General features: G+C 50.5%; 21 protein-coding genes and 1 tRNA gene. 9 read left to right on the top strand and 13 right to left on the bottom strand.

What is annotated here, in order from left to right; all coding sequences use genetic code 11:
- The first annotated feature begins 98 nt into the window (after positions 1-98).
- Together AC27N8_RS30590 and AC27N8_RS30585 are read left to right on the top strand one after the other, a co-directional pair.
- Entirely contained in the window at positions 99-953 is an 855-nt protein-coding gene (locus AC27N8_RS30590; protein WP_487072619.1) for an RNase H family protein, read from the top strand.
- Positions 892-1,164, top strand: coding sequence for a hypothetical protein (locus AC27N8_RS30585; RefSeq protein WP_487074841.1), 273 nt, complete (start codon positions 892-894; stop codon positions 1,162-1,164). Before AC27N8_RS30590 ends, AC27N8_RS30585 begins: the two co-directional genes overlap by 62 nt.
- Here AC27N8_RS30585 and AC27N8_RS30580 read toward each other — a convergent pair.
- Positions 1,157-4,597, bottom strand: coding sequence for a HEAT repeat domain-containing protein (locus AC27N8_RS30580; RefSeq protein WP_487072617.1), 3,441 nt, complete (start codon positions 4,595-4,597; stop codon positions 1,157-1,159). The two genes, AC27N8_RS30585 and AC27N8_RS30580, sit on opposite strands and share 8 nt — an antisense overlap.
- A 23-nt stretch (positions 4,598-4,620) precedes the next feature.
- A complete protein-coding gene (locus tag AC27N8_RS30575) occupies positions 4,621-6,261 on the bottom strand; it encodes an NACHT domain-containing protein (protein WP_487072615.1) in 1,641 nt (546 codons plus the stop codon).
- Between the two features lie 435 nt (positions 6,262-6,696).
- On the opposite strand from AC27N8_RS30575, the gene AC27N8_RS30570 reads away from it, so the two are divergent.
- The 3 genes from AC27N8_RS30570 to AC27N8_RS30560 all read left to right on the top strand — a co-directional run bounded on the left by AC27N8_RS30570 (position 6,697) and on the right by AC27N8_RS30560 (position 8,542).
- Entirely contained in the window at positions 6,697-7,056 is a 360-nt protein-coding gene (locus AC27N8_RS30570) for a hypothetical protein (protein ID WP_487072613.1), read from the top strand.
- Positions 7,057-7,085: 29 nt separating this feature from the next.
- A complete protein-coding gene (locus AC27N8_RS30565) occupies positions 7,086-7,457 on the top strand; it encodes a hypothetical protein (RefSeq protein WP_487072611.1) in 372 nt (123 codons plus the stop codon).
- A 68-nt stretch (positions 7,458-7,525) separates the two neighbouring features.
- Entirely contained in the window at positions 7,526-8,542 is a 1,017-nt protein-coding gene (locus AC27N8_RS30560) for an ATP-binding protein (protein ID WP_487072609.1), read from the top strand.
- A 258-nt stretch (positions 8,543-8,800) separates the two neighbouring features.
- Here AC27N8_RS30560 and AC27N8_RS30555 read toward each other — a convergent pair whose 3' ends face one another.
- The 9 genes from AC27N8_RS30555 to AC27N8_RS30515 all read right to left on the bottom strand — a co-directional run bounded on the left by AC27N8_RS30555 (position 8,801) and on the right by AC27N8_RS30515 (position 17,252).
- Positions 8,801-9,298, bottom strand: coding sequence for an LURP-one-related/scramblase family protein (locus AC27N8_RS30555; protein ID WP_487072607.1), 498 nt, complete (start codon positions 9,296-9,298; stop codon positions 8,801-8,803).
- A 118-nt stretch (positions 9,299-9,416) separates the two neighbouring features.
- Positions 9,417-11,072 (bottom strand): diacylglycerol/lipid kinase family protein, encoded by a 1,656-nt coding sequence (locus tag AC27N8_RS30550; protein ID WP_487072605.1) that lies wholly within the window; start codon positions 11,070-11,072, stop codon positions 9,417-9,419.
- Positions 11,073-11,319: 247 nt separating this feature from the next.
- Positions 11,320-13,188 carry a transketolase gene (locus AC27N8_RS30545; protein ID WP_487072603.1) on the bottom strand — a complete coding sequence of 623 codons (1,869 nt, stop codon included), beginning with the start codon at positions 13,186-13,188 and terminating at the stop codon, positions 11,320-11,322.
- A gap of 281 nt (positions 13,189-13,469) precedes the next feature.
- A complete protein-coding gene (locus AC27N8_RS30540; RefSeq protein WP_487072601.1) occupies positions 13,470-13,712 on the bottom strand; it encodes a hypothetical protein in 243 nt (80 codons plus the stop codon).
- 313 nt (positions 13,713-14,025) lie between these two features.
- On the bottom strand, positions 14,026-14,256 hold the full coding sequence (locus tag AC27N8_RS30535) for a hypothetical protein (protein WP_487072599.1): 231 nt from the start codon (positions 14,254-14,256) through the stop codon (positions 14,026-14,028).
- 187 nt (positions 14,257-14,443) lie between these two features.
- Positions 14,444-15,013 carry a ribosome maturation factor RimM gene (rimM, locus tag AC27N8_RS30530; RefSeq protein WP_487072597.1) on the bottom strand — a complete coding sequence of 190 codons (570 nt, stop codon included), beginning with the start codon at positions 15,011-15,013 and terminating at the stop codon, positions 14,444-14,446.
- A 102-nt stretch (positions 15,014-15,115) separates the two neighbouring features.
- The gene (locus tag AC27N8_RS30525) at positions 15,116-15,346 is read right to left on the bottom strand and encodes a KH domain-containing protein (RefSeq protein WP_487072595.1); all 231 of its coding nucleotides are present in this window, start codon (positions 15,344-15,346) and stop codon (positions 15,116-15,118) included.
- Positions 15,347-15,390: 44 nt separating this feature from the next.
- On the bottom strand, positions 15,391-15,708 hold the full coding sequence (rpsP, locus tag AC27N8_RS30520; RefSeq protein ID WP_487072593.1) for a 30S ribosomal protein S16: 318 nt from the start codon (positions 15,706-15,708) through the stop codon (positions 15,391-15,393).
- A gap of 314 nt (positions 15,709-16,022) precedes the next feature.
- Entirely contained in the window at positions 16,023-17,252 is a 1,230-nt protein-coding gene (locus AC27N8_RS30515; RefSeq protein ID WP_487072591.1) for an NAD(P)/FAD-dependent oxidoreductase, read from the bottom strand.
- A 234-nt stretch (positions 17,253-17,486) separates the two neighbouring features.
- On the opposite strand from AC27N8_RS30515, the gene pyk reads away from it, so the two are divergent.
- From pyk to serA, 3 genes are all read left to right on the top strand, one after another.
- Entirely contained in the window at positions 17,487-18,956 is a 1,470-nt protein-coding gene (gene pyk, locus AC27N8_RS30510) for a pyruvate kinase (protein ID WP_487072589.1), read from the top strand.
- A 301-nt stretch (positions 18,957-19,257) separates the two neighbouring features.
- Complete coding sequence (locus tag AC27N8_RS30505) at positions 19,258-20,421, top strand: pyridoxal-phosphate-dependent aminotransferase family protein (RefSeq protein WP_487072587.1); 1,164 nt, start codon at positions 19,258-19,260, stop codon at positions 20,419-20,421.
- Positions 20,422-20,529: 108 nt separating this feature from the next.
- Positions 20,530-22,233 (top strand): phosphoglycerate dehydrogenase, encoded by a 1,704-nt coding sequence (gene serA / locus AC27N8_RS30500; protein ID WP_487072585.1) that lies wholly within the window; start codon positions 20,530-20,532, stop codon positions 22,231-22,233.
- 106 nt (positions 22,234-22,339) lie between these two features.
- On the opposite strand, the gene AC27N8_RS30495 is transcribed toward serA, so the two are convergent.
- Positions 22,340-22,687, bottom strand: coding sequence for a GlsB/YeaQ/YmgE family stress response membrane protein (locus tag AC27N8_RS30495; protein ID WP_487072583.1), 348 nt, complete (start codon positions 22,685-22,687; stop codon positions 22,340-22,342).
- Between the two features lie 426 nt (positions 22,688-23,113).
- On the opposite strand from AC27N8_RS30495, the gene AC27N8_RS30490 reads away from it, so the two are divergent.
- On the top strand, positions 23,114-24,442 hold the full coding sequence (locus AC27N8_RS30490; protein WP_487072581.1) for a spinster family MFS transporter: 1,329 nt from the start codon (positions 23,114-23,116) through the stop codon (positions 24,440-24,442).
- Between the two features lie 79 nt (positions 24,443-24,521).
- On the opposite strand, the gene AC27N8_RS30485 is transcribed toward AC27N8_RS30490, so the two are convergent.
- A tRNA-Gly gene (locus AC27N8_RS30485) sits at positions 24,522-24,594 on the bottom strand.
- Positions 24,595-24,723 lie beyond the last annotated feature (129 nt).

The following is a 24,723-nucleotide window of genomic DNA, read 5'->3' as shown; positions in this document are numbered from 1 at the left end:
ATATGCCCGTAAGTATCGACATGGCAAAACTGAGGCGCTATACTAAGGCAAGATTTATTATAGAAAAGTCTCACTTAGATGCATGGAAAGGTTGAGATGTGGTAAGCGAAATTCAAGAGTCACTCGAATGGCGATCTATTCTCGATGCGGTTCTCAACATTGATCTGCGGGCCTCATTGCCGTCTCTCGAGCCCGGCGGCGTTGTCGCTTATACCGATGGTGCCTGTATCAAAAATCCCGGCGGACCGGCCGGCTGGAGTGCTTTATTCTGGGCAGCGGCCGACGCTCCCAACGGAACTATTTCTACCGGGGCTCCCCATGTTGAATGCTATGGACATATCCCTAAAGCCAAAACCACGACAAACAATCGAGCAGAAATATCAGCCGTCTTAGCAGTTCTCTCGGTAGCGCCGCCCGCGCTGCCGCTAACCATATACAGTGACAGCGAGTATACGATCAAAGTAGCTACCGGCACCTATCAGATGAAAGCCAATCCCGACCTCTGGGAGATCTATCGCAAGATGCTCAGCTATAGGAAAAACGCCCCCAAATTCATCTGGGTACGTGGACACGCCGGTCAGGAACATAATGAGCGTGCCGACTATCTCGCTGGCCTGGGTGCCTGGAATGGTAGTCGCGATGCCTTCAATAGCTGGCAAACATCACAGGCACCCGAGGCACGCGCAAAAAAAACCTCACCGGGCAAGAAGAGTGCAACCGTAGCGACACGGGCCGAGGGCGCTGTCGCTCCAGCACAGATGTCAAAATTGAAGTTGCAAGCCAGCAACCTCAAAATACTCTTTGACGCCATTGACGCCAACAACTCCCGCGTCAGCGAGCAGGAACGTAAATTCATCGACGACATGTCCAAACGACTCCAAAAGAGCGATTTTGCCCCGACAGAAAAACAAACCAATTGGTTACAAGCCCTGGCAACCAAATACAAAGTCTGAGAGCATTGTAGCGTCGCACGCTTGCGTGCGATGTCCCAGTGACTCGTACGAGACAGCAGGAACGCGGCGAGCCACGCTGGGGTGCCTGATCGTACGTCGAGTGGGACATCGCACGCAAGCGTACGAGACAGCAGGAACGCGGCGAGCCACGCTGGGGTGCCTGATCGTACGTCGAGTGGGACATCGCACGCAAGCGTGCGACGCTACGTGAGGCCAAATTTTTTCTCGCTGCGCCTCACTTTCCAGAGCAATTGATGGATGGCGTCGGCCAGATTTTCATCCACGTCTTGCTCATCAAAAAGCCAGGAGCGCAGAAAGGGGACGACAAAAGAGCTTTCGCCTTGCTTGACCAGGCTTTGAGCAATCGAGAATCGTACGTCGAGCGGTATCAGCTGCTCATTCGACAACAATCTTTGCAGAATAGGAATGATCTCATGATTATCCACGGTCCCCAGCACGGTAGCAATCCCCTTGCGTATCTTCAAATCGAGCTTGTCATTCTCAAGCATCGCGATCAGTTCCTGCTCAACATCTGACTCCAAAGAGATCGTGCCATTTTCGCGTACCTCTTGTGTGATAGCTGTACCGATCAGGACGTGCAGTGTCGGATTCGTCAGGAGTTGGATTAGACGAGGATGGATCGATGTCTGCGATTCTTGCATTAAGGTATGCACGACTTCGACTCCTACCCAGGGATCGAGTTGAGGGTCTGTGAGCAGGTCTATGAGCTCAGAAACCCTGCTCAGATCCCCCAGTTGTATCAGCGTATTGGCCAGCTGCGCCCGCAGCGTCACATCAGAGGGAGCGATATCCAGACGAGCAAGCTCGGGAATGATCGATGGATCACCCAGCTTCCCCAGGATTTGAATGACGCTACTTTGCAGATCAGGAGAAGAGACAAATGCCGGATGAGAAAACAGCTGGATTAAATCTGGCACGCTGACGTTTGCTCGCAGTGTTAAAAGAGTCTGGAGGATGTTCTTGCGAATAATCAATTCGAGATCTGGCCGAGCAAGTATCTGGACAAGAGCAGGAACGATAGTATCCGTATTGTTCGTTCCCAATGTGCCAATCGCAGTGGCAATATAGGCACGTACAGAGGCATCCAGTTCCTCATTCTGAAGCATTTGCACCAATTCTGCAATGATAGTCGTATTGCCAAGATTCCCCAGAGCTTGCACAATCGAACTGCCAACACCAAAATGCTGTTCAGTGGACAGGATTTGTAACAGTCGCGGAGCGAGCTCAGGCACTCCGATCTTACCAATCACCTGGACAAGCGCTTCACGCACATCTGAAGGAAGATCATCAGCAGTTTCAAGCAGAGTAAGTAACTGATACGCAATCGTGACATCTCCGATGGTGCCAAGCGTCTGCACGATGGAGACGCGCATGGATGGGGCTATCTGCTCTTGCGTAAGATAGGACATCAAGCGAGCCACCAGGGCTTGTCCCTCCAGCGGATCTAAGCTCCCCGAGATGGTCTTATATGGCTTCTCGTTCGATTGAGCGGCCGCCAGCAATTGCGCCAGACCAGGCACGATAGAAGGTCCATCAACCATATTATCATCCTGCATTTGAGCAGTGGTCTCGCTGAGCTGCTCGGAAGGCAACTCCAGCAAGTAGGGAGCAATGGTACCACCTCCATAGCGCTTGATACTGCTTGCGACGGCTTCACGTACTTTCTCATTATCGTGAGAGAGAAGCGCCAGCAGTTGTCGACTAATCTCTGCTCCACCAATTTCCACCAGCGTATCTGCGATTCTTTTACGCGTCAGGGCATACGAAGTAGTAATCAGAGTCTGTAGCAGGGCCGTATGGACCTCCTGCTCGTGCGCCAGCGGGCCGGGACCAATATAGCAGGTTAAGCAGCGTCCAGCCAGGATCAGGCTCGTATGAAAAAGAACCTCATCTGAAGAGAAAGAGGAGCCTGGCTCTAAAAGTTTTTGCAGCAAGAGAGCTACATCAGGAGCATACGCAGCATAGTGGAGCAACACTTCTTCCCAGCGCGTATTGGCACGATTCTCCAGCAGGACGGCTAACTGTTTTTGATCGATGGCATAGAGCGCGGCAAAATATTCTTGCAACGAGGGATGCAAGAAACCATACAGTTCGGGCTCCAGGACCGTGAGCAAACCATTCTGCACCACCATATCCTGCAAGACCAGCTCGCTATTCACATCCAATTTTTTCTCTTGCGTAAAGGCCGTGATGATAGATAGGAGGCGTTCTTTCGGCCAATCATAATAGCCATCGAGCTGTAACTGCCAGGCCACCTTTTTTAACAGTTGCCGCAATTCGTTAAGCGATAACTCCGTATGACGATTAATAGCGCGTGTCGCATCCCAGCGTTTCATCAGAGCCTCTTCGCCCTGGGCAAAAAGAACCGCGCGTTGTTCGGGCAGAGCCTTATGTACGTCATACGTCATCGTAATCAATGAAAGCAAGAGCGGATTGGCGGCCAGCGTTCTGATACGTTGGCTACTATTGAGCTGCACGCTCAGCTCCACCGGGCTGATCTGTGAGACACCCGGCAACTGATATTTAAACCAGGCCATCACAAATTGTTTGATATCCTCTTCAAGGAAACCCACGATTTCAAACTCGGTGAAATTCGAGAATGTACGCGAGCCCTCTTCGTAAGCCGCCTTACGTAGCGTCACGACGATATAGGCGTGCTCAAATTGCGGCTGGAGAGCTATCTCCTGAATATTGTCAAACGCACGAGCATAAGAAGTCTCGGCCTCATAAGTTGTCGCCCCGATAAATGTCTCATCCAAGCCATCCAGCAGCAAGAGCGCTTTCCCCGTCCGCAACTTCTGCTCCATGTAGGCATACGCTTCCGCCTGCGGAAAACCATAGTACTGATCCCAGGTCGAAGAGGCAAAGTGCAGGAGATCATCGGCGTTGGAGCGGGCGAAAGCGTGCAGCGAAATATAGATGGGCAAGATATCCGGCTCGTCATTGAAATGCCCATCGAGAGCCTCCAATGCCAGATGTTTCAGCAAGGTCGTCTTGCCCGAACCCAGATCCCCCACAATCACACAGCGTTGATACTCCTTGATAGCTCTACCTGGATACAGCGATCTCTGTGCCAGCGATTTGAGCTCTTCTTCTTTTCGCTCTAAGATATCATCGACATCATACTGGTCCTTTTTGACCTCGGAAGCCGATGTGGGGACCTTAAATAGCCTCATCTGGACATACAAGCCCTTTGTGCTGATCGGTGAACCCATATCCAGAATTTGGATGCTCGCAATGTAGGGATCGGTACGCAACTTCGCTAAATAGCCCTTGATGTTTCCATCGTGCGCCAGTTGTGCGCTCCCTGGCTGAAAATTTGCTGGTTCAGCTCGCACGATCAACCAGCGCTGATACAGAAAAGAGATAATTCCAATCAGGGCTGCGATCAGCCCGATCAATAATTCCAGTGGATTAAAGGATGCCTGACTTGTCTCGTATTCCGCCATAGAAATCAAGATCTCTAGTCCAATCAGGATCACAGAGCAGATACAAATGGCACTGGAAAATATCAGCACATTTCTATGTAGACGGCGTTGATGTTTGAAGATATATTGTAGAAGACCTGCTATCGGTAGAGCCATCCCGATCACAAAACCACAGATCTCTATGACTTTACTCATGCTGCTTACGCCCCTTTGATAGGTTACATAGCCTTACAGAGCAATTGAACTTCGCTCCACCATGGATCATCCGACGGTCGACGGAGCACCTCTCGTCTGGCATCTCTGTGCTCTGCGGCATGTCTGGCTGCAAAGTACTCTTGCAGTGGCAAGCATAAAAAGCCGTAATAATTCTTTAAACCCTTCTGGCCTTGCATCTTGAGTATACCATGAATAGCGATAATCTCCTCCACGAACATCTCGGCTGGCTGCACGTTCTCGTTCTGAAGTAGCGCCCGTATTTCAGCCGAATATTCTCTGGCCGTCTTCAGGATTTCTTCCTGGGGATAAGCTATCTCTGCTCCATGATGAAACTTCCAGGCAATCGCGCCCATCAGATCTGGCTTGCTTTCAAAAACGTTGAGAGAACGACCTTCATTCCAGTGGACTAAGCCACGCACGCATTGCTCGTAGAACGGCACCATATTGTGAGCCAGATCTTCCGGTTGGTTCTGATAAAAAATCACGATAAATGAGAGGAGCAGTGGATTGGTGGCCAGCAACTGAAGACGAATCTGCTGCTTTAATTGCAGATTTAATTGAGAGGCGTTCACCTGCGGTAGCGGATTGGGATATTCAACAAACCATTGCTCAACAAAATCAGCTACATCCTCTTCAGGTTTAAAGCCAAACATTTCTAGCTCGGAAAAGCCCTTGAGGCTGTATCCTTGCTCTGAATAGATATAATATCGGCTTTTGCGGGTCGCCACAACGATCGGGATCACCTTTTTCTGATTAATGGCAAAGATATTGATAGCCTCTATCACTTTTTGATACAAGGCTTTGGCTTCCTCCACATTCTTACCGGACAGCGTTTCATCCAGGCCATCAAAAAGAAAAATGATTTCTTCGGCCCTGATTTTTTCTTCCAATAACTCACGCGCCGCAGATACACCGATACTTTCCAATTTACCAACAATAAAATCGAACATCGTCAATTCATTTTTCGACAGCTGCCCGGCGAATTCTTTTAGTTCGATGTAAATGGGAAGCTTCCTGGAGGAAAATGAGAGCTCGCGGTCCCTCAAAAGATGAAAGATTGAGCCACTCCTGGGAGTTGGTACATCCAACATCTCCAATGCATAATGCTTCAGCGAATAGGTTTTTCCAGTGCCAATCTCACCCAGAAGCAAGTAGCGTGGAAAAGCATCCTCAGTTGTGCTGACAGGAGCATCAAGCACGCTTGTCAGCCGTACTCCCTGTTCATTGAAATACTTTAAAAGTGTATCCTGCTGATTATAAAAAATATCATTGGCAGGACAAGGCATGGCGACGGTGTGACTGACAAAAGAGTTCCGTACAATGACTCTGAACACCTTCTCTGGCACATAGAAAGATCGTATGTTGAATGGATGTCCCATCGCCTCGGGACGAAACTGAGCGATGGCATGGTATAACCAATCCCGATATGTCTGCTCCCCCTGAGAGAGACTCCTTTTGGAGGGGAGCAAGCGTTTCGACGCATCAGCCTGCGCTTTGCCCTCTTCAACCTCCTGGGAGGCTTTATTTGATTCCGTAATGACCGGGATGATACTCGCCAGGCCAGTAATCGCGGCCAGGAGCACCGGGATAATATCAGGTGAGATACCTGGGATATGCAGGGGATTAAGTATAGCAGTGATCAACGACAGTATCACCAGGAGAAAGAAAACTACCAGGAATACTATCAATAAAGTTCTGATTATTTTGGAAAAGCGCGCATTTTTCATCCAACATCCCTACATACTAATAGTATTCTCCACTCATCGTGCAAAAATCTAAAAACATTCTTGTTAGCATAGAAAGTTGCCAGGTGTCCCCTATCATAACTATAAAAGAGAGTTGTATTGATCGACAGCATAGATAGAGAGAGATTGGCGAGAACATTATAATCCGACCAGAAGATAGAATGCAATACTTTGCGGTGGAAAGCATCCATAAGGGTGGGATATTTCATCTCCATAGCAAGAAGGCTTTATGATATACTAAAGACGGTATACAAGCTACACGCACATGCCGTCACGACGGAAATAGGTTCATGTGGATGCATGGTTGCAAAAGTAAGGAGGCCAGGGAAAAAGATGAAATTTTTAACGCTACTCGGCATCGGTCTACTCATCACAGTTACGCTAGATCCATTCTCAGTTTTTCTCAGTGTCATCGCTGGCTCCTTCCTCACAAGTTCCGTGATTATTTATCTTGTGACACTTACCACCGACACTGTGCACAACTGGCTCAGACAAAATAAGCCCTTGAATAAAGAGGCGGTCGCATTTGCCATCAAGACAGCGATTAGTAGCGGAAAAGTACGCGTGATCACCGGCTTCTACGATGTCGAAGAGGAGCAGATCCTGACGACGCAGATCTACGAAGCAGAAAAACTTGAAAACAAACTTGAGCAAACCCTCAAGAAAGAAAACGATATTGTGCTTCTGACATAGCATTCAACCATCCAGGAAAAGGAGCAAAGATGAATTTCTATCAGATATTCTCCAGAGCGACACGGCATCTTGCCTCCAACGAGCAGTTCCAAGCGATGCCCATTGGGAGAAAGAATGCACTGTCAGGAGATGAATACGTACCAGAACTGACATTCGAAGCTGCCATCAAGTATTTTAAGACGCAAGCTCCAAAAGATCAGCCGGTAAAAAAAGCCATCCTGCTGCGCCAAGAGACCAAAAAGGGAGTCTATATTATCCAGGCGTTTATGGATGAGAAGGACGAAATCATCGTGCAAGCCGATAAAAAAGACATCCCCTATGGACGCCAGATACTGGTTGGCCGACTTGACGATGAATTACTTACAGCCCTCGATGATACGAACCTCCTCATCGCTGAGTAAATCTCAGCGATGCTTCATCCGAGGGCCAGCACCGACAACAGTCTTCAGGGAACATACAGGTAACGTATATGCAACCACACGAAAAACTGATCTTTCAGGGTATTCCAGATAAAGAGGTTCCTGAAGACGCCGCCGTCCTGCGCAGCCGAATATCACTCGCCATCAGCAACTTCTTAAAAGCCACAAGGCTACCTCAAATTCGTATCGTTGTAGGAACGGCCTCATCTATGAACGAGCGGACCAGAGAGGTGCCTGTCGAGAAAGCGCCAGCCAACGAACACGTCTCGCTTGAAGAGCGAATTCAGCTCTACACTCCCCAAAAACCGCTCTACACGTTTGATCAACTAATCGCTTCAGATAATCTGCTGGATACCCTGCTCTCAACCATAGAGACCATCGAAGTTGAAGCTCTTGTTTTCGATCGCTGGGGATTAAGAAAGATCGAGCCCTTTGCGCACTCCATCATGAATTTGCATGGACCTCCAGGGACCGGCAAGACGCTAGCCGCCCACGCCATCGCCCACCAACTTGGTCGAAACATCCTCGTGGCCAGCTATGCCGAAGTGGAGAGCAAATTTGTAGGCGATGGTCCAAAAAACATCCAGGCACTGTTTCTGGCCGCAGAACGCAACAACGCAGTCCTTTTTATCGACGAGGCCGATTCCTTACTCTCCCGACGCTTAACACATGTAATGCAGGGAGCCGAACAGGCCATTAATTCGATGCGCAGCCAGCTTTTTCTATGCCTGGATCAGTTTCATGGCGTTGCCATTTTCGCCACCAACCTGGTCGAGAACTATGACAAAGCATTCGAAACGCGTGTACGCCATGTTTATTTCTCAATGCCGGATACAGAGAGACGCTACAGGATCTGGCAAAAACTTCTCGTCCCTGAGTTCCCTGTACACGATCCAGAGCTTGACACATTGGCAGCGCAGACAGAAGGCCTGAGCGGACGCGACATAAAAAATGTCATTATCGATACAGCCGTGCGCGTAGCCAGAAAGCAAAGGGACTCCGTAGAGATGGAAGATCTCCTCGCATCGATCCAGAGGCTCAGGGACGCTGACATCAAGCCCATGTAGCGCCGCGATCTTGTGCCCGGCGACCTCGTGACGTACGTCATGTTCAATTTTGTCACACAATGTCGAAGCAAGAGAAAGATCATGCGATGAGGATCGTTCTGCCTGTTATTCTTGATTGAAAAGACAAGCAATTGTGCATACAGAGCCTGATATTGAACGTTTTCGTACGTGAACTGGTCGCCGGGCACAAGACCACGGCGCTACGTTGGCGAGCATTTGCACCATGGTCGAAAGTATTTCTCAACTTGTAGCACGCCGCTAGCGTTCGTGTCGCTCATGATGTTCTTTGACCATCTCTAGGACAATTGTGAGCGCAATCACAAACGGCACGTCGACCCCTTGAGCGACGTCGACGGCATAGCTATCACGGAAGAGCGAAAACTCGCGACCGATGCGGGCCAGCAAATTTCCTTGCGGATCGCTAATTGTGAAGTTCCAGTTCCAGACGCTGCCATCGATCTCGAAAACCATACCGTTCTCGCCTTTGACTTTAAAGCGCTCGCCGAAGAGATGGATCTGCTCGTGGACATTGCCCCAATGTTCTCCATTGCGATACAGATCGTAACTCGGGCGGATCGCGATCAGCCGTTGCTTAATCTGCATCAACTGCTCACCACTCTGCCGATCGACCAGAACCAGATTATCTCCGATATGAAAAAACTTGCCATGGACCTCGAAGACCGCATGGCCTCTCTCATCTTTGATCGTAAAAGACTCGGTCAGGCTCCACGCCCGCTCACGCAAATGATAGCGCATGCTCAACGTACCTTTCTGCATCCATGCGCTTGAAAAGCCTGCACCTCTATCGAAGAGAGAGCAAACCTCTCAAGCACGTAGCAATATCCATCTATGAACGGCAAGAGGATCAACAAGATCAAGCGAATACAGCACGCTTGGCCTTGATGACGCTATATTTACTTTTTGATCCTTCGACCATCAAGACTGAACCTTCAGCCAACTCCTCGATCGCGTCGGCAGTACTCGCCACACTATGTCCATCTCGATTGAACATCGTCGTTTTCTCATTGACGACGACTGCAACAGGAGCGCTCTCACCCGAACTCTTCTGAAGTGTGCCCGCAATAACATACGTATGAGCTTGAGCAGGGTTAGGAACTTTGCCGATCACCGTGACCTTACGTCCATGACGTACCAGTCCCTCTACTACATCGGGCAACGTCTGCTGAAGCTCCTCCTCATGTCTCTGCTCCTCTTCAGAACCGTTGGCGCTATGCAGCTCGGACTCGGGAAGCGATTCAACCGCGACGGTGCGCTGCTGCGAGGCTGTATCCCCTGACTTATTATCCTGATGTAAAAAGCGCTGGAAGATCCCGCGTTTGAGCTGCTGATCGGGCTTTTCCTCCTTCTCATGCTCAACGGTTGCTTGTTCCTTAGCCGTTGCATCCTCGAGCACAGTATCTTCAGGAGAAGCGGTATGTTCAAACAATTCGTTGTCGTACTCAACCGGAATAGCGATGGAAAGAGCTTCTGGCAAAACATCAATCTTATAAGTAATCAAGACTTTCTCAAGTCCATCATGGTCCAGATGGGCAATTTTAGCGTAGTCCTCCGAGTTCAGATAATCCTTTAGTTTGATAGCACTTCCATCAACCTGTAAAGGGACACTGGCAGGAATCTTAATGCGCACGTGGCTCCCTTTAAAGTATTCAGCCGTCGTATTATCCGGCTTTTTGAGCAGGAGCAACGAAGAGACCTGCTGCAATGTTGTGAGAGGGTTGCCTGCTGTGATGACACATACATCAACCTGACCATCATTGACAAAGGCGTCCGGGGTCATACGTTGGGCCTTGGCATAGCGGCGAGTATTACCAATCACAACCTGAAGAGCCTCACCTTTCCAGAGAGCGTCGCCAGCCTCGCCAGCCTGAAGTTCGATCGGGAAAGCGCTTTGTTCTGGCAAGACCTGAGCAGCTGAGACGCCAACTGCGTACGGCCCAATATGATACTTGAGTGGCTTTGAGACACCACTCATAATCGCGGCATCCAGCCCCATACCAGCCATCAGCAGAAAATGATGGCGAACTTTGCTGCTCTCCTCTGAAGCTTTTTTGCCCACCTTAGCAGGCTCTACAGGTACAACAGGTTGCTCCGAGCCAGGAAACTGCAACGACTCGATCGCAATGCGAGCGACATCGACTTTGCGCACCTCGCTATTGATGATCGCCAATGCAGCTTTGACAGGATCAGTCGGAATGCCAACCTCTCCAGCCCAGACATTTGCTGTCCCACCAGGGATCAGGGCAGCAGTCGTATGCTTCCCTTTCCCACGCAAGCTCATGAGGCCGTTGACTACCTGATTTAAGGTACCATCGCCGCCATACGCAATCACCAACTCTTGCTTCTGTTCCGCCGCCTCACGGGCCAGGACCATCACCTGTTTGCCGTATTCTTTCAAGCGTACCTGTGTTTTCCAGCCACCAGCCGATAAAACAGCAAGCACATCTGCTAGCTTCGTAGTATTTGCTCCTGCTCGCGGATTAATCAGTAAAGAAATCGCTTTTTTAGACATATATATCCTCTCATGCCCTGATAGATTTTTTTATCTCTCTGGTGTTTTACCACTCGACTGATTAGATTGAGCGAGTACAATGAAGAGAGAGGTGGAGTAGTATCCAGACTATTTTCTTATCGATTTGTCAGAGATACGATACTGAAATAGACACGCAAAAAAAGCTTCTTCAGTTTCATTGTCACAACACGAGACCCCCAATCGTCCCAACGATCGAGGGTCCCGTGTTTATTCTAGAGGATAGAGCTTATTTTACAAGAATCTTCACAGCTTCAACGATGTCATGAGCACTGATGCCAGCAGCTTCTAATAGCTCATCGGGTTTACCAGAGCTGGGCATAGACTCTACAGCCAATTTGACTACCTGTGGCAAGGGGGCATCCGTCTCGGAAAAGACTTCGAGAACAGCTTCGCCCAGGCCGCCTTCTGGCCAATGGTCCTCAACAGTCACGATCTTCGCACCAGCCTCCTGAGCGGCGGCGATCAGCGTCTCAGCATCAATCGGCTTCACCGTGTAAGCATCGATCACGCGAACATGGATACCCAGACTTTTGAGCTGCTCGTAAGCATCCAGAGCTTCATGCAACGTGATACCGGCCGCAACGATGGTCGCCTGATCCTGCTCAGATTGGCGTAGCACTTTGCTGCCACCAATGGGAAACTCCTCATCGGCATTATAGATGACTGGCAGGGAGGCTCGAGTCGTACGAATGTACAGGATACCATCGTGATTCGCCATCTCCGCCACCAATTTGGCCGTCTGATTAGGATCGCTGGGATAAAGAACTGTACTCCCATAAACAGCCCGCATCATCGCCAGATCTTCTAGAGCCATCTGAGAAGGGCCATCCTCACCAATCGAGACGCCCGCATGGGAGCCAGACAGGCGAATATTGGCTTGCGAGATAGCTGCCATACGGATGAAGTCATAAGCACGCGCAAAGAAAGCGGCAAAGGTAGAGGCAAAAGGTATCTTGTCACGTACCTGCACGCCCACAGCGAACGCCACCAGCTGCTGCTCCGCGATATACTGCTCAAAGTAGCGCTCGGGAAACGCTTTGGCAAACTCATTGGCATAGGTGGAATTGCTCACCTCGCCATCCATCACAATCACATCGGGATTCGATGCGCCCAGTGCCAGCAATGCATCTCCGTACGCCTTACGGGTCGCCTCAGAAGTGCCAAGCTCGTAGCGAGGTAACTCAAGCGATTTGGCTGCCGCTTTCTGATCCTGAGCGGGTTGGCCCTCTTGCGGCTTCTGTACCTGGAAGACCGTGCTGCGCACAGGATTTAGTTCTTTAATCGCCTGTTCCTCTTGCTCAGCGTTCAAAGCCTTGCCATGCCAGCCCTCTTTGTTCTCCAGGAAGGAGACGCCCTTTCCTTTGATGGTCTTAGCGACAATCAACGTCGGACGATCCGTGGTCTGACTGGCCTGCTTGTAAGCGCTATCGATCTCAGCGTAATTATGGCCATCAACAACAATCGCGTTCCAGCCAAAGGCCCGACCACGAGCTGCATACGCCTCCGTATCCCATCCCAACTCGGTCTCGCCGCGCTGCCCCAGACGATTACAGTCCAGAATCGCGACCAGATTATTCAGCTTATAATGCGAGGCCAGATGAAAGGCTTCATAGATCGAGCCCTCAGCCGTCTCGCTATCTCCCAATAGGACCCAGACACGATAGGGAAGCTTCTCAACGTATTTTCCGATGGCCGCAATCCCGACGCCAATCGGCAAGCCCTGACCCAACGAGCCCGTTGCGACATCGACCCAGGGAAGCTCGGGGGTAGGATGTCCTGCCAGACGGCTCCCAAACTTGCGCAACGTCATCAGCTCTTCATCCTCGATCGCTCCAGCCGCCTTATAGATCGAGTAGAGCAACGGCGAAGCATGACCCTTGGAAAAGATAAGGTGATCATTATTGGGATTCTTCGGCTCATCAAAATTATAATGGAGATGACTCAGCATTAACACGGACATGAGGTCAGCCGCCGACATAGAAGATGTGGGATGACCTGAGCCGGCCTGCGTCGTACAACGAATACTATCGACACGTAACTGCTGCGCCAGATTTGTCCACTGTTGCACTTGAGATGTTGTCTCTGTTGTAGTCATAAAAAAACTCCTCGCGTTACCAGTATCTTCCATGCACGGCATATTTCCCTTGTGTCTGGCAGGTAGCTAGTAATAATCTCTACACTCATCTATCCCTTTCCAAAAGAAAGGGGCAAAAAATGGATCTCAATAATTATATTCTACATTCTTTTGCTATTCGCTGCTAATAACACGCATCGACGCAGATAAATAGTTTCATGAGACATCCAGGCAAGAAAGAGAGCTCTCATCCGTGATAATCACGCGGACGAGAGCTCTCTTGCGGGCAGGATCGATACCTATTATTTCTTAGCAGCAGGTGCGTGTGTCCAAAAGAACAGGCCCACCAGGACAAAGAACAGGATCAGCATAAATCCCATGATCGGATCAACCAATCCTGTGAGCGGAAACTGGAATACAGCGGCCGCGACAAGCAAGACTATCCAGCCTGCACCTAAGATCGGGAAGATGTATAGCCAGTTAAAGCGCGCCTTCGGATCAGATTCCCGAGCAGCTACTTCATAATTTGAGTCAAGTGGCTCCATTAAAATACCTTTCCTTCATGATCTGCTGCCACAACCTGCGGCTATGAGCCAGCCACACGCTATGTTTCTCTTTTGACCGAGAACACCGCTGCCAGATCAGGCAAGTTACAGATGATATATGCTGAATAGACCATCGTGCGACGGTCTATCTCAATTCAAGTCGTATTATAGTCGTTCGTTTTCAGCAAAGCAACATTTCGAGCCAGGCGCTAAAACTTCCGCATCTCGTTCTACCTTGATGCTCAAAGGATGCGGATTGTTCATCCGCACCCTTTGTAGTCTCCGCTCTATTTTTTACGTATAAAAAATGGCCCTAACGGCCACAGCTATAAATATCGCAGGGAATCGTGTCGTGAGATTCGGGAGAGGTGGATGTCAGCATGGTGTCGAGAAACGTGAGTGCTGGCAAAGAATACAGCTTGTTAAAGTGGCGGCGCAATTCAAATGCGTTGACTTGATACACGGAGCCATCGGAAGCGACAGCCAGGCGGCCTTCAGCAATTGCACTACAAACATCAGCAAGAGTCGGGATATGGTCGGACATAAGACGCCCCCCTACAAGTATACTGCGGCGTGTTATACAATCGACGCAACTACAGTTGAAAATATGGGTTTCACTTACAAATACGGAGAGTTGCACAAACTAGTTTCAACTCATCAATAATGAGCGTGCAATGGAGCGCTCTACGCGAGCATAAAGGCACTCTCCATACAGAGGTACAGCGACCGGATTATTCAACCTCCTCCTGATCAGGATCATCATTCGGACCATCTATTACCGCATCATCGTCCAATAATCCCCTCATAGGATCAATATACATCACGTGTCGGATCAGGTCAATCTGTTTTACCACATCTTTGATAGCCGGGATCAAAACTTGTTTGCCATCTAATCCCTTCAGCACATAGACATCATTGCCGCCAGTAGTCCAGATATCGGTAATCGTCCCGACCTCGCGACCATCGAGCAGCAAGACTTGCAAGCCCAGGATATCATGCTGGAAATAGGAATCCTCCGGGAGCTTTGCCAGCTCAGCAAGGGGGATCACCACCTCATAACCACGCAGCTTATCGGCAGTCGTCGCGTCATTGACGCCTCCGAACTTCACCACTAACATCGTTCCTTTGTACGGACGCACCGCCTTCAGCGCATAGCGCACATGCTCTGGACCGAGATAGACAGCCTTTAAAGCCACAAAACGATCGGGCACATCGCTCAACGAGAATAATTTTAGTTCGCCCTTGATACCAAAAGGGGCCACTATTTTTCCGATAGTAGCCCATTCTGTCGTATTTTTCATCAGCTCTTAATCTCTTAAAACCGCCTGAGGAGAGTTCCAGTCAACGCCTGCATCCCAAAATAACCACACACGCCATGCGTGTCGATCTGGGACAGGCTCGTTCTACTGAATCTCAAGTGAAGTATGGCGACCCTCACGTGTACCACCGGCCCGCATCAGTGTACGCATAGCCTTCGCAACACGCCCCTGCCGTCCAATGACCTTACCAAAGTCGTCCGCGCCCACATGCAGTTCCAACACGAGCGCATTGCGGTCATTGCGAACTTCACGCACCTGGACAGCCGAAGGGTCATCCACCAATGACTGAGCGATATACTCGATCAATTTCCGCATACTGCATCCTTATTAACTTTCAGATACTGAGTCCAAAATGAAAACTACTTCGCTGACTTCTTCTCAGCAGCAGCGGCAGCTTTAGCAGTCGCCTGCTCTTGCTTCTCCTGTGTGAAATGCTCAAGAATGCCAGCACGTTTGAGCAATGAAACCACAGATTCCGTAGGCTGTGCACCATTTCTTAACCAACCAAGCGCTTTTGCCTCGTCGATGACAATGGTGGATGGCTCTACACGTGGATTGTACCAACCAATGTTTTCAATAATGCGGCCATCACGAGGAGAACGTGCATCAGCAACGACAACGCGATAGCTAGGGGCTTTTTTCATCCCAGTACGTTTTAAACGAATTTTGACAGTCATGCTTTTATTAATCCACCTCTGCCCCACTACAAACGGGGGGCTGATATTTTTAGCAGTGCTATTTTTACACAGCACGTGGTTGTGCCCCTAAATTACGGCGTGATTAGGATAGCATGTGGGGCCGGAATTGTCAATTGCCATACCTCATAGATGCTACGTTCCCATGACCAGTGTCCTCGCTGCGCTCGACACTGTAGCGTCGCACGCTCGCGTGCGATGTCCCACTCGACGTACGATCAGGCAGGCCTGCGTGGTGCGCCGAGATCCAGCCGTCTCGTACGAGTCACAGGGACATCGCACGCGAGCGTGCGACGCTACAAGGTCTTCGCTTCGCTCGACCTCTTTCTGCTGACCTTCCCTTGATAGCGCGATGCTTCCGCTTTGCCAACATACGTGGAGAATTCGCGCCAGCGAAATTTTGGGAGCCAGGGATTCTTTTTCCCTTCAACCGCATCTGAGATAAGCTCTCCCAGGATCGGTGCAAACTTGAAGCCATGTCCACTGTCACCTGTTGCCACTGTGAGACCTGCGTAGTGAGGATGATGATCAATCAAGAAGTCACCATCAGGTGTGTCGACGTAGAGACAACGGCGCGTGGCAACCAGAGGCGCATCGTAAAGCTCCGGAATGCTCGTAGCCAGGAATGTTCGCAACTGCTCTACATCCCTATCGGTTACCACCCGCTCATCGTTATCGGGATGGAGCACCTGTCCTACGCCATGATTGGCGATCTTGACCACCTGCTCACGCGGATGAAAAGGGAAACCATACCAGCCAGTCCGTGTGACATCAGCAGAAAAGACCGAGAAATGTGGAGGAGTAAAGCGATCAGGATTGGCTGGTTTCAGGTGAAAGATAGGATGTCCAGTGATCTTTAAAACAGGCGCAAGATCATCTACAAGTAATCCACTCCAAGCACCTGAAGCGACAATGACATGTTCGGCATAAAAAGTATCGCCTGTACGCGTACGTACTCCCCGCACCTGATAATCTTCTTTGATCAAGGCTGCAACGCTTTGATCAGGATAGAGCATAATACCTTTTGTCCGGGCCTGCCGCACAAGAGCTGCAACCACACGACCACTTTCGACGTAGCCTCCTTGCGCATGAAAGAAGCCATCGACAAAGGCTCCCGGTTTATAAACCGGAAAGCGTTGCGAGATTATCTCCTCAGTGAGACGCTCAGGAGCGTGCCCTCGTTTAAGGAGCAAGCGATAGCTTTCATCCTCATAGTCTCCCGCGGGCATAGGAGTGCTACTCAGTATGGCTATCCCCACGTCATGGAAGAGCTCATCACCCAGTTCTTTATTCCATTGAAGCCAGCCCAGATACATCTGCTCTGCCATCGTCATATACGCTTCATCCGAGCCATATTCCATACGAACCATTTTACTAATATCGGTAGAAGCCGCCAAGGGATACGGCAAAGGACCGGGATCAAACACGGCAACGTGATAACCTCGTGCTTTCATCTCTAGCGCGGTCGTGATCCCAAAAATACCAGCACCGACGACAAGAACATCATACGTATTTGCTGTAAACATCTAGACATCCTATCCATATTGATTGTAAGCGCATAATCGAACGCGCTCCAGTTGTAGCCTGACACCAAAAGTATAACATAGAAGAACTGGGATACTTAAATCTCAAGCACTCTCCGCATATTCCCATATAGATATCTTGCCGCTTGCCAGCTATTAAGGTACACTGCGAGTGCAATACGCGTAGACAATGTGGTCCTATGTGGCGTGAATAACCAGTAAAGGACGGAACCACACATGATTCAATTACCGAGGGATTATTATATGCGGCGCACGAAGATTGTTTGTACGATTGGTCCGGCGACTGAGAGTGAGGCGCAACTCGAGCAGTTAGTGCTGGCCGGGATGAATGTTGCACGTCTCAACTTCTCTCATGGAGCACACGAGGCGCATGCGGCGGTGGTTGAGCGCGTACGACGCATTTCCGAGCGTTTAGGTATCCCGGTGGCTATTCTACTGGACCTGCAAGGTCCGAAGATCCGGGTTGGTTCGTTGCAAGATGGACAGCCAATCAAGCTGGTCGATGGTGAGACGGTGACAATTACGACGCGCAGGGTGGCTGGCACAGGTTCTGAGATTCCTACGACCTATCAACTGCTGGCCCAGGACGTGAAAGTAGACGATCGGATTCTGCTGGATGATGGGCTGTTGGAGCTACGGGTGCTTTCTTTTAATGCGACCGATGTGAGTTGTCTGGTGATCCACGGAGGTCTGCTAAAAGAGCACAAGGGGATCAATTTACCCGGCGTCAATGTCAGTGCGCCTTCGCTGACAGAAAAAGATTTAGAGGATCTACGCTTCGGCGTCTCTCTGGATGTCGATTATGTGGCGTTGAGCTTTGTGCGCAAGGCTCAGGATGTGCTGGATGCCAAGGAGCAGATCAAAAATCTTCAGGAAGAGTATCAGCATGGACCGGATCAGCGACCGATTCCGCTCATTGCGAAGCTGGAAAAGCCCGAGGCGGTGGCAAACCTTGAGGAGATCCTGGAGGTCGTCGATGGCGCCATGGTGGCGCGTGGCGATCTGGGCGTCGAGATGCCTCCCGAACAAGTCCCCCTGATCCAGAAACATATCATTGCGCGTTGCAACGATCTCGGCTTACCCGTGATCACGGCGACGCAGATGCTTGAGTCGATGATCACCAATCCGACACCTACCAGAGCCGAGGTCAGTGACGTCGCAAATTCTATCGTCGACGGAACCGATGCGATTATGCTAAGCGCGGAGACGTCTGTGGGAGCTTATCCCATCGAGGCTGTGCGCATGATGGTGAGGATCTCTCATGAGATTGAGACCAAGGGTCTGCTTACGCGTCAGCCACACTGTCAGAAGCTCACGCAGGAGCATGCAGTAAGTCATGCAGCGCGTGCGCTCTCCGAAGAAGCCAGCGTCAAAGCGATCGTCGTCTTTACCCGTACGGGAGCATCAGCGCATCTCATCTCCACTGATCGTCCCACGCGACCCATCTTTGCCTATACGCCTTCGCAACAGGTCTATCGCCGCCTGGCACTCTGGTGGGGCACCTGGTCCTACAAGATTCCCCTCGGCGGCACAACCGATGAACTTATTTATATGGTCGAAAAGCGCTTGATCGAGGATCACCTGATGCAGAAAGGTGATAGTGTTGTCATCATGGGCGGCCTGCCTGTGGCGAGCGAGGCGCGGACGAATTTTGTAAAATTGCATTGTGTAGACAGTAGGAAGTAGATAAAATAAACATATCATTCACGTCCTCTCACCTATCCGATGCTCGTGCATATATGCTATACTTTGGAAAGAATACCCAGAAGTATTGCGGCGGATAACAGCGTAGTTACCCGCCGCATATCGTTGCAGCGCATCAGTACAAAGCCGGACTGGTGTCAGCCTCTTTCAGTACCCTCAACGTTTCGCACCCTCAAGGGGTCGAGGAAAAATTGTGGCTCCTGCCGTCTATAGAGAGATGTATAGGCAGGATACCGAAAAAGGTCAAGTGAAGTTGCACTAGAGATATGGAGTACTACAAGCAATGACCACGCAAGAAAGCAAAGCGATTCCTCTGCCACAGGTAGAGGCACGCATCCCTATTCCCAAACAAAACTTACGCGTTCCCGGACCAACTCCCGTTCCCCAACTGGTCCTGGATGCACAAGCCGCTCCCATGATAAATCACCGTGGGCCAGAATTCTCCGCCATCATGAAGAGAGTTACCCCACGCCTGCAATATTTCTTCCAAACAGCCTCCCCCGTCCTCACCTATCCAGCATCTGGAACCGGTGGACAGGAATGCTCGCTGGTCAACGTCTTCTCGCCTGGCGACCACGTCGTATCGATCATTATCGGAAACTTCGGCACACGCCTGGCCAAGATCGCAGAAGCCTACGGACTCAAGGTCACCAAAATCGAATTCCCGTGGGGTGAAGCTGCTGATCCCAACGTCGTAGAGTCGCGCCTCAAAGAGATCGCCGACTACAAGGGCGTTCTGATCACGCACAACGAAACATCGACTGGCGTGACTAACGATGTCCAGACGCTCGCAAGCATCGTCCGTCGACTCAGTCCAGACGCACTGATCGTTGTGGACGCGGTTAGCTCGCTCAGCAGCCTGCCGCTGGAGATGGACCCCTGGGATCTGGACGTCGTCTTTACTGGATCACAAAAAGGTTGGATGATTCCTCCGGGTATCATGATGATCGCCGCCAGCGAGCGTGCCTGGCAGGCTCATAAGACCTCGAAGCTGCCACGCTTCTACTGGGATTGGAGTTCGGCGCGCAAAATCCTGGAGAGCAGCTGGCAGCACTCGACTACTCCGCCAGTCTCGCTCTTTTATGCGCTCGATGTCGCTCTTGACCTGATGGTAGAAGAAGGACGCAACGCCATCTTTGAGCGTCATGTCAGATTTGGCGAGTATGTGCGCGGACGTGCCCGGGCGTTAGGGTTAGAGTTGTTAGCAACCGATCCACGTTACGCCTCAAACACGGTTACAGCCATCAAAGCGCCTGCGGGCGTTGATATCAAAGGCTTCTTAAAGAAGTTACGCGAGGAAGATCAGGTTGTGTTAGCCGATGGTCAGGATCACATGAAGGGTAAGATCTTCCGTGTGGGACATCTGGGATACGTCACGGATGCCGACCTGCAACAGGCGATGGATGCCGTTGAACGACGCCTCCACGAATTTGGTTATCAGGCCTAAGTATTATCCCCTGAGGTCCAGATGAGCAAGGTGCCGCGACGCCTTGCTCGCAGCGAGAACTGCCTTTCTGGATGCAGATGGGTATAAAAGACAGAGGAGTCATTTTCAATGGTACAAGTACGCGATGAGGTAGCACCTCAAACTCAAAATGATACGATCAAGATCCTCATTACTGATCGTATCGCTCAGGAAGGCATTGCTCTTCTCCACGAACAGCTCCCGGATGCTCAAGTAGACGAGAGACTGGGCATCAAAGCCGATCAACTCAAAGCCATTATTGGTGACTATCACGCCTTGATCGTGCGTAGCGAGACACAGGTCACCGCCGATGTGCTTGAAGCAGCCAAGAATATGAAGATCGTCGGACGCGCTGGCGTTGGTGTCGACAACATCGATACAGCTGCAGCGACTCGTCTTGGTATCATCGTCGTCAACTCGCCCACCGGCAACATCATTGCCGCCGCCGAGCACACCATCGCCATGCTGATGTCCCTCGCCAGGCACGTTCCCGCCGCCGACGCCAGTATTAAGGCACACAAGTGGGAAAAAAGTCGCTTCCTGGGCATCGAAGTGCGCAACAAAACGCTGGGAGTCGTAGGACTGGGTAAAGTTGGTATGGCCGTCGCCAAGCGGGCGCAGGGTCTCGAAATGAACATCATCGCCTTTGATCCTTACGTGTCGCCAGAGCAGGCACGCAAGTCGAACGTCGAGATGATGTCATTGGAAGAGGTCTTACAAAAAGCCGATTTCGTCACCCTGCATACCTCACTCACCAGTGGTCCCAATGGGACACGTGGCTTGATTGGAGAGCCAGAGCTTCGGATGATGAAGTCTGGAGCACGTATTATCAACTGCGCTCGCGGTGGCCTGATCGAAGAAGAAGCGCTGCTCAAAGCACTCAACGACAAACATATCGCCGGGGCAGCACTCGACGTATTCAGTCAGGAACCCATCCGCGACAATGAGCTGCTCAACCAGTTGGTGGCACATCCAAGCGTCATCGCCACCCCGCATCTGGGAGCATCAACTGAAGAGGCACAGGTCGGTGTCGCCACCGATGTCGCAGATCAGATCGTCTCCGTAGTGCGTGGAGGTTTCCCACGCGCTGCCGTCAACGCGCCACTGATCCTGCCCGAGACATTAAAGGTGTTACAGCCCTATATGACTCTGGTCGAGAAGTTGGGACGTCTCTATACACAGCTCCAACCCGAGTCACTGCACAAAATCGAGTTGACCTATAGCGGCGAGATTGCCACCTACGATCTGCGTCCACTGCAAGCAGCCTTGATCAAAGGTCTGCTCGAATCGGTCTCCGATGCGCACGTCAACATGATCAACGCCCAGGTGCTCGCCAAGGAGTGGGGACTTGAGATCATCGAGCATAAATCGACGATCCCGGCAGAGTTTGCCAATCAGGTCACCTTCCGCGTCATCAGCGACAATCCGGCGGGGGCTGATAAAGATGCGCAGATCAGCGTCATCAGCGGAACAGTCATGCACGACGAGCCACGTATCGTCCAGGTCGGACGCTTCTGGACCGAGTTTGTGCCTGAAGGACCAATCATCATTTGCCGCAACATGGACCAGCCTGGCACAGTTGGTATGGTTGGAACAGTCTTAGGCAAAGCGGGCGTCAACATTCGCCATATGGACGTCGGTCCAAGCGTACGTAAAGCTCGTTCCTATGATCCTCAACGCCCGACAGAATCAGCGCTCATGGTTATCTCGGTTGACAATGCTATTCCCGAATGGGCTCTCAAAGAGATCAATCAGACGGGCAAATTCTTTGACGTCAAGATGGTTACACTTTAAGACCCGGATCAAGAAAACTATATGAAAAGCGCTCATCGCTCTTAACGAGCGATGAGCGCTTTTCAGTCCCATGGCAAATTTGAATTTGATATGGATCTATGACCTATCAGGCCGCACGATAGCGACGACGCCGAGGTCCGAAGCCACCAGTGATAGCATGCCAGATAGCGATAAAGATAACCGCCCCAATCAGAGCACGGATCAGTGGCACGCCATAGAGATAAATATCACTAAAGCCATTTATCTTGATCACTGAGGTCAAGAGCCAGATGCCAATCACGCCAGCAATTACGGCTCCGACAATACCAAATGGAACTCTCCAGCCAACGATAAATTCTGCAACCACACCAATAATAGCAGCAATAATGAGGTACAGAATAAAGCTCATGCTAATGACCCACGAATTACTACCTATTGAGATAGTAACAGCGTCAGGTAGGGCTCCGATCACCATAGTCTACTCCTTCATCACCAATTTCTTTATGAACGCTGTCATATGACTAAATTGTGCTTTCTCTTTTTAAATGAAACAAATAATTCCGCTATACGCGAGGATGCGCACTATCTATGAACACCGATGCGCTTACATATCTATACGTACTAACACTACCATAAAGTTTCGAAAAACACCAGGAGTTGAAAAAATACACGTAGCCGTAACACACAAAAAAAACGGAGCTCAAACGTTCATCAGACAAGAATGTGGGATACAATACAGAGAAAGCTTGCTGATCTATTACTATTTGCAGATCTCAAGAAAAAAGTACAACAGAGAGAGCCTTCACAACGTAGGTTTTATAGGTTCATAAGAAGAGCTATTTCCACATTGATTGACTGTGACAGCCAATGGATAGATATAGAAGGGGTCAGGAAAACATTTATGAGAGCAACAGCCTCACCATCTGTTGAGCAGAAAAAATTCATCCAACCAACGCGTAATCAGGCACGTTTTGCCTTCACCGTATTGCTTGTCATCAACGTCCTTAATTACATTGACCGTTCGATCTTCTCGTCGGTCCAAAGCTTGATCCAGACAGATTTCAATCTGACCGATATCGAGCTAGGACTACTCAATTCTTCGTTCCTCTTCATCTATGGCCTGGCCACACTGCCAATCGGCATCTGGGCGGATAGAGGGGTTAGAAAAAACATCATTGCCATCTGCGTCACCATCTGGAGCCTGGCAACTGCGATCAGCGGCTTCACGCGCAACTTCATCCAGATCTTCCTGACACGCTCGGTGCTCGGCATCGGGGAGGCTGGTTATGCCCCCGCCTCAGTCTCTATGATTGGAGACTATTTTCCAAAGGAGAAGCGTGGCTTGATGCTCTCGATCTGGTCCACCGGCAATCTGCTCGGGACAGCGATCGGCCTGATACTTGGCGGGGTGGTTGCAGAAGCTCTCGGTTGGCGCTGGGTATTTTATATCGTTGGGATACCTGGCCTACTCGCTGCTTTGCTTATCTGGCGTGCGGCCGAGCCACAGAGGGGAACTTTTGATCATGGAGCAAACGACAACGTCAGTGCAGCACATGGGAGCCTGAGTGGAAATATCATCAGCGTCGTGCGCCAGCTGCTCAAAACGCCCACTTATTGGGTCATCGTGGCAGCCTTTATATGCAGCTTCTTCATCGTGGGAGCGGCCCTCGCCTGGATACCAACATATCTCCATCGTGACTTCCACCTTACTATCGCCCAGGCAGGGACAATGGCCGGAGCAGTTCTGGCAGGAGGCAGTTTAATTGGTACCCTGATCGGCGGCTGGTTAGCTGACTACCTACAGCGACGCCTACCACAAGGCCGCATGATCGTCGCGACCGCTGCCTTTCTAGTAGGAGCGCCACTCAGTCTGTTAGCCCTCTCATTTCACAATCTAACCACCTTTATCATTATCTTTGCCATAGCCATCGTCTGCCTGAGCCTCTGCCTGGGACCGATTCAAGCTATCCTGCAAGATATCACCCCACCAGACATACGCTCAACCGCCATCGGACTGGCGCTCCTGCTGGGACATCTGTTAGGAGATGCCTCCTCACCCTTGATTGTTGGAGCTATCAGCGAGGCCACCCATTCGCTCGGCTTCGCCCTGCGCGTCACCGCACCCACCTGCCTCTTTCTGGCTGGCCTGATCTGCATTATTGGCATCAGGACTGTCGCCAAAGACATGCAATCCATGCAGAAAAAATTGGATAGAGACAATCAGGATTAGAAAAAGAACTCTAACATGGGTCAACTACGACAAAAAAGATGCCCAGACTTGATTTCGTCTGGGCATCTTTTTTGTCGTAAGCGGGTTACGGGATTCGAACCCGTGATCTCAACTTTGGGAAAGTTACATGTTAGCCACTACACCAAACCCGCATCTTGTCTCTCGAAGTAATATAAAAATTATAACCGATCCGCAAGCCATTGTCAAGCGCCTGTTATGGGTTACATGTACGATAGAGGCTCTCACGTTTACGTGAGAGCCAAGAGCGAGATGGACACATC

The organism is Dictyobacter sp. Z7_2, assembly GCF_057551105.1.
This window is presented reverse-complemented; position numbering and strand designations above follow the sequence as displayed.

What these genes read in the sequence shown, in the direction of transcription:
- AC27N8_RS30580 (WP_487072617.1), bottom strand. Translation starts at nt 4,597, where the DNA reads ATGAGTAAAGTCATAGAGATCTGTGGTTTTGTGATCGGGATGGCTCTA.
- AC27N8_RS30570 (WP_487072613.1), top strand. Translation starts at nt 6,697, where the DNA reads ATGAAATTTTTAACGCTACTCGGCATCGGTCTACTCATCACAGTTACG.
- AC27N8_RS30565 (WP_487072611.1), top strand. Translation starts at nt 7,086, where the DNA reads ATGAATTTCTATCAGATATTCTCCAGAGCGACACGGCATCTTGCCTCC.
- AC27N8_RS30560 (WP_487072609.1), top strand. Translation starts at nt 7,526, where the DNA reads ATGCAACCACACGAAAAACTGATCTTTCAGGGTATTCCAGATAAAGAG.
- AC27N8_RS30555 (WP_487072607.1), bottom strand. Translation starts at nt 9,298, where the DNA reads ATGCGCTATCATTTGCGTGAGCGGGCGTGGAGCCTGACCGAGTCTTTT.
- AC27N8_RS30550 (WP_487072605.1), bottom strand. Translation starts at nt 11,072, where the DNA reads ATGTCTAAAAAAGCGATTTCTTTACTGATTAATCCGCGAGCAGGAGCA.
- AC27N8_RS30545 (WP_487072603.1), bottom strand. Translation starts at nt 13,188, where the DNA reads ATGACTACAACAGAGACAACATCTCAAGTGCAACAGTGGACAAATCTG.
- AC27N8_RS30540 (WP_487072601.1), bottom strand. Translation starts at nt 13,712, where the DNA reads ATGGAGCCACTTGACTCAAATTATGAAGTAGCTGCTCGGGAATCTGAT.
- AC27N8_RS30535 (WP_487072599.1), bottom strand. Translation starts at nt 14,256, where the DNA reads ATGTCCGACCATATCCCGACTCTTGCTGATGTTTGTAGTGCAATTGCT.
- rimM (WP_487072597.1), bottom strand. Translation starts at nt 15,013, where the DNA reads ATGAAAAATACGACAGAATGGGCTACTATCGGAAAAATAGTGGCCCCT.
- AC27N8_RS30525 (WP_487072595.1), bottom strand. Translation starts at nt 15,346, where the DNA reads ATGCGGAAATTGATCGAGTATATCGCTCAGTCATTGGTGGATGACCCT.
- rpsP (WP_487072593.1), bottom strand. Translation starts at nt 15,708, where the DNA reads ATGACTGTCAAAATTCGTTTAAAACGTACTGGGATGAAAAAAGCCCCT.
- AC27N8_RS30515 (WP_487072591.1), bottom strand. Translation starts at nt 17,252, where the DNA reads ATGTTTACAGCAAATACGTATGATGTTCTTGTCGTCGGTGCTGGTATT.
- pyk (WP_487072589.1), top strand. Translation starts at nt 17,487, where the DNA reads ATGATTCAATTACCGAGGGATTATTATATGCGGCGCACGAAGATTGTT.
- AC27N8_RS30505 (WP_487072587.1), top strand. Translation starts at nt 19,258, where the DNA reads ATGACCACGCAAGAAAGCAAAGCGATTCCTCTGCCACAGGTAGAGGCA.
- serA (WP_487072585.1), top strand. Translation starts at nt 20,530, where the DNA reads ATGGTACAAGTACGCGATGAGGTAGCACCTCAAACTCAAAATGATACG.
- AC27N8_RS30495 (WP_487072583.1), bottom strand. Translation starts at nt 22,687, where the DNA reads ATGGTGATCGGAGCCCTACCTGACGCTGTTACTATCTCAATAGGTAGT.
- AC27N8_RS30490 (WP_487072581.1), top strand. Translation starts at nt 23,114, where the DNA reads ATGAGAGCAACAGCCTCACCATCTGTTGAGCAGAAAAAATTCATCCAA.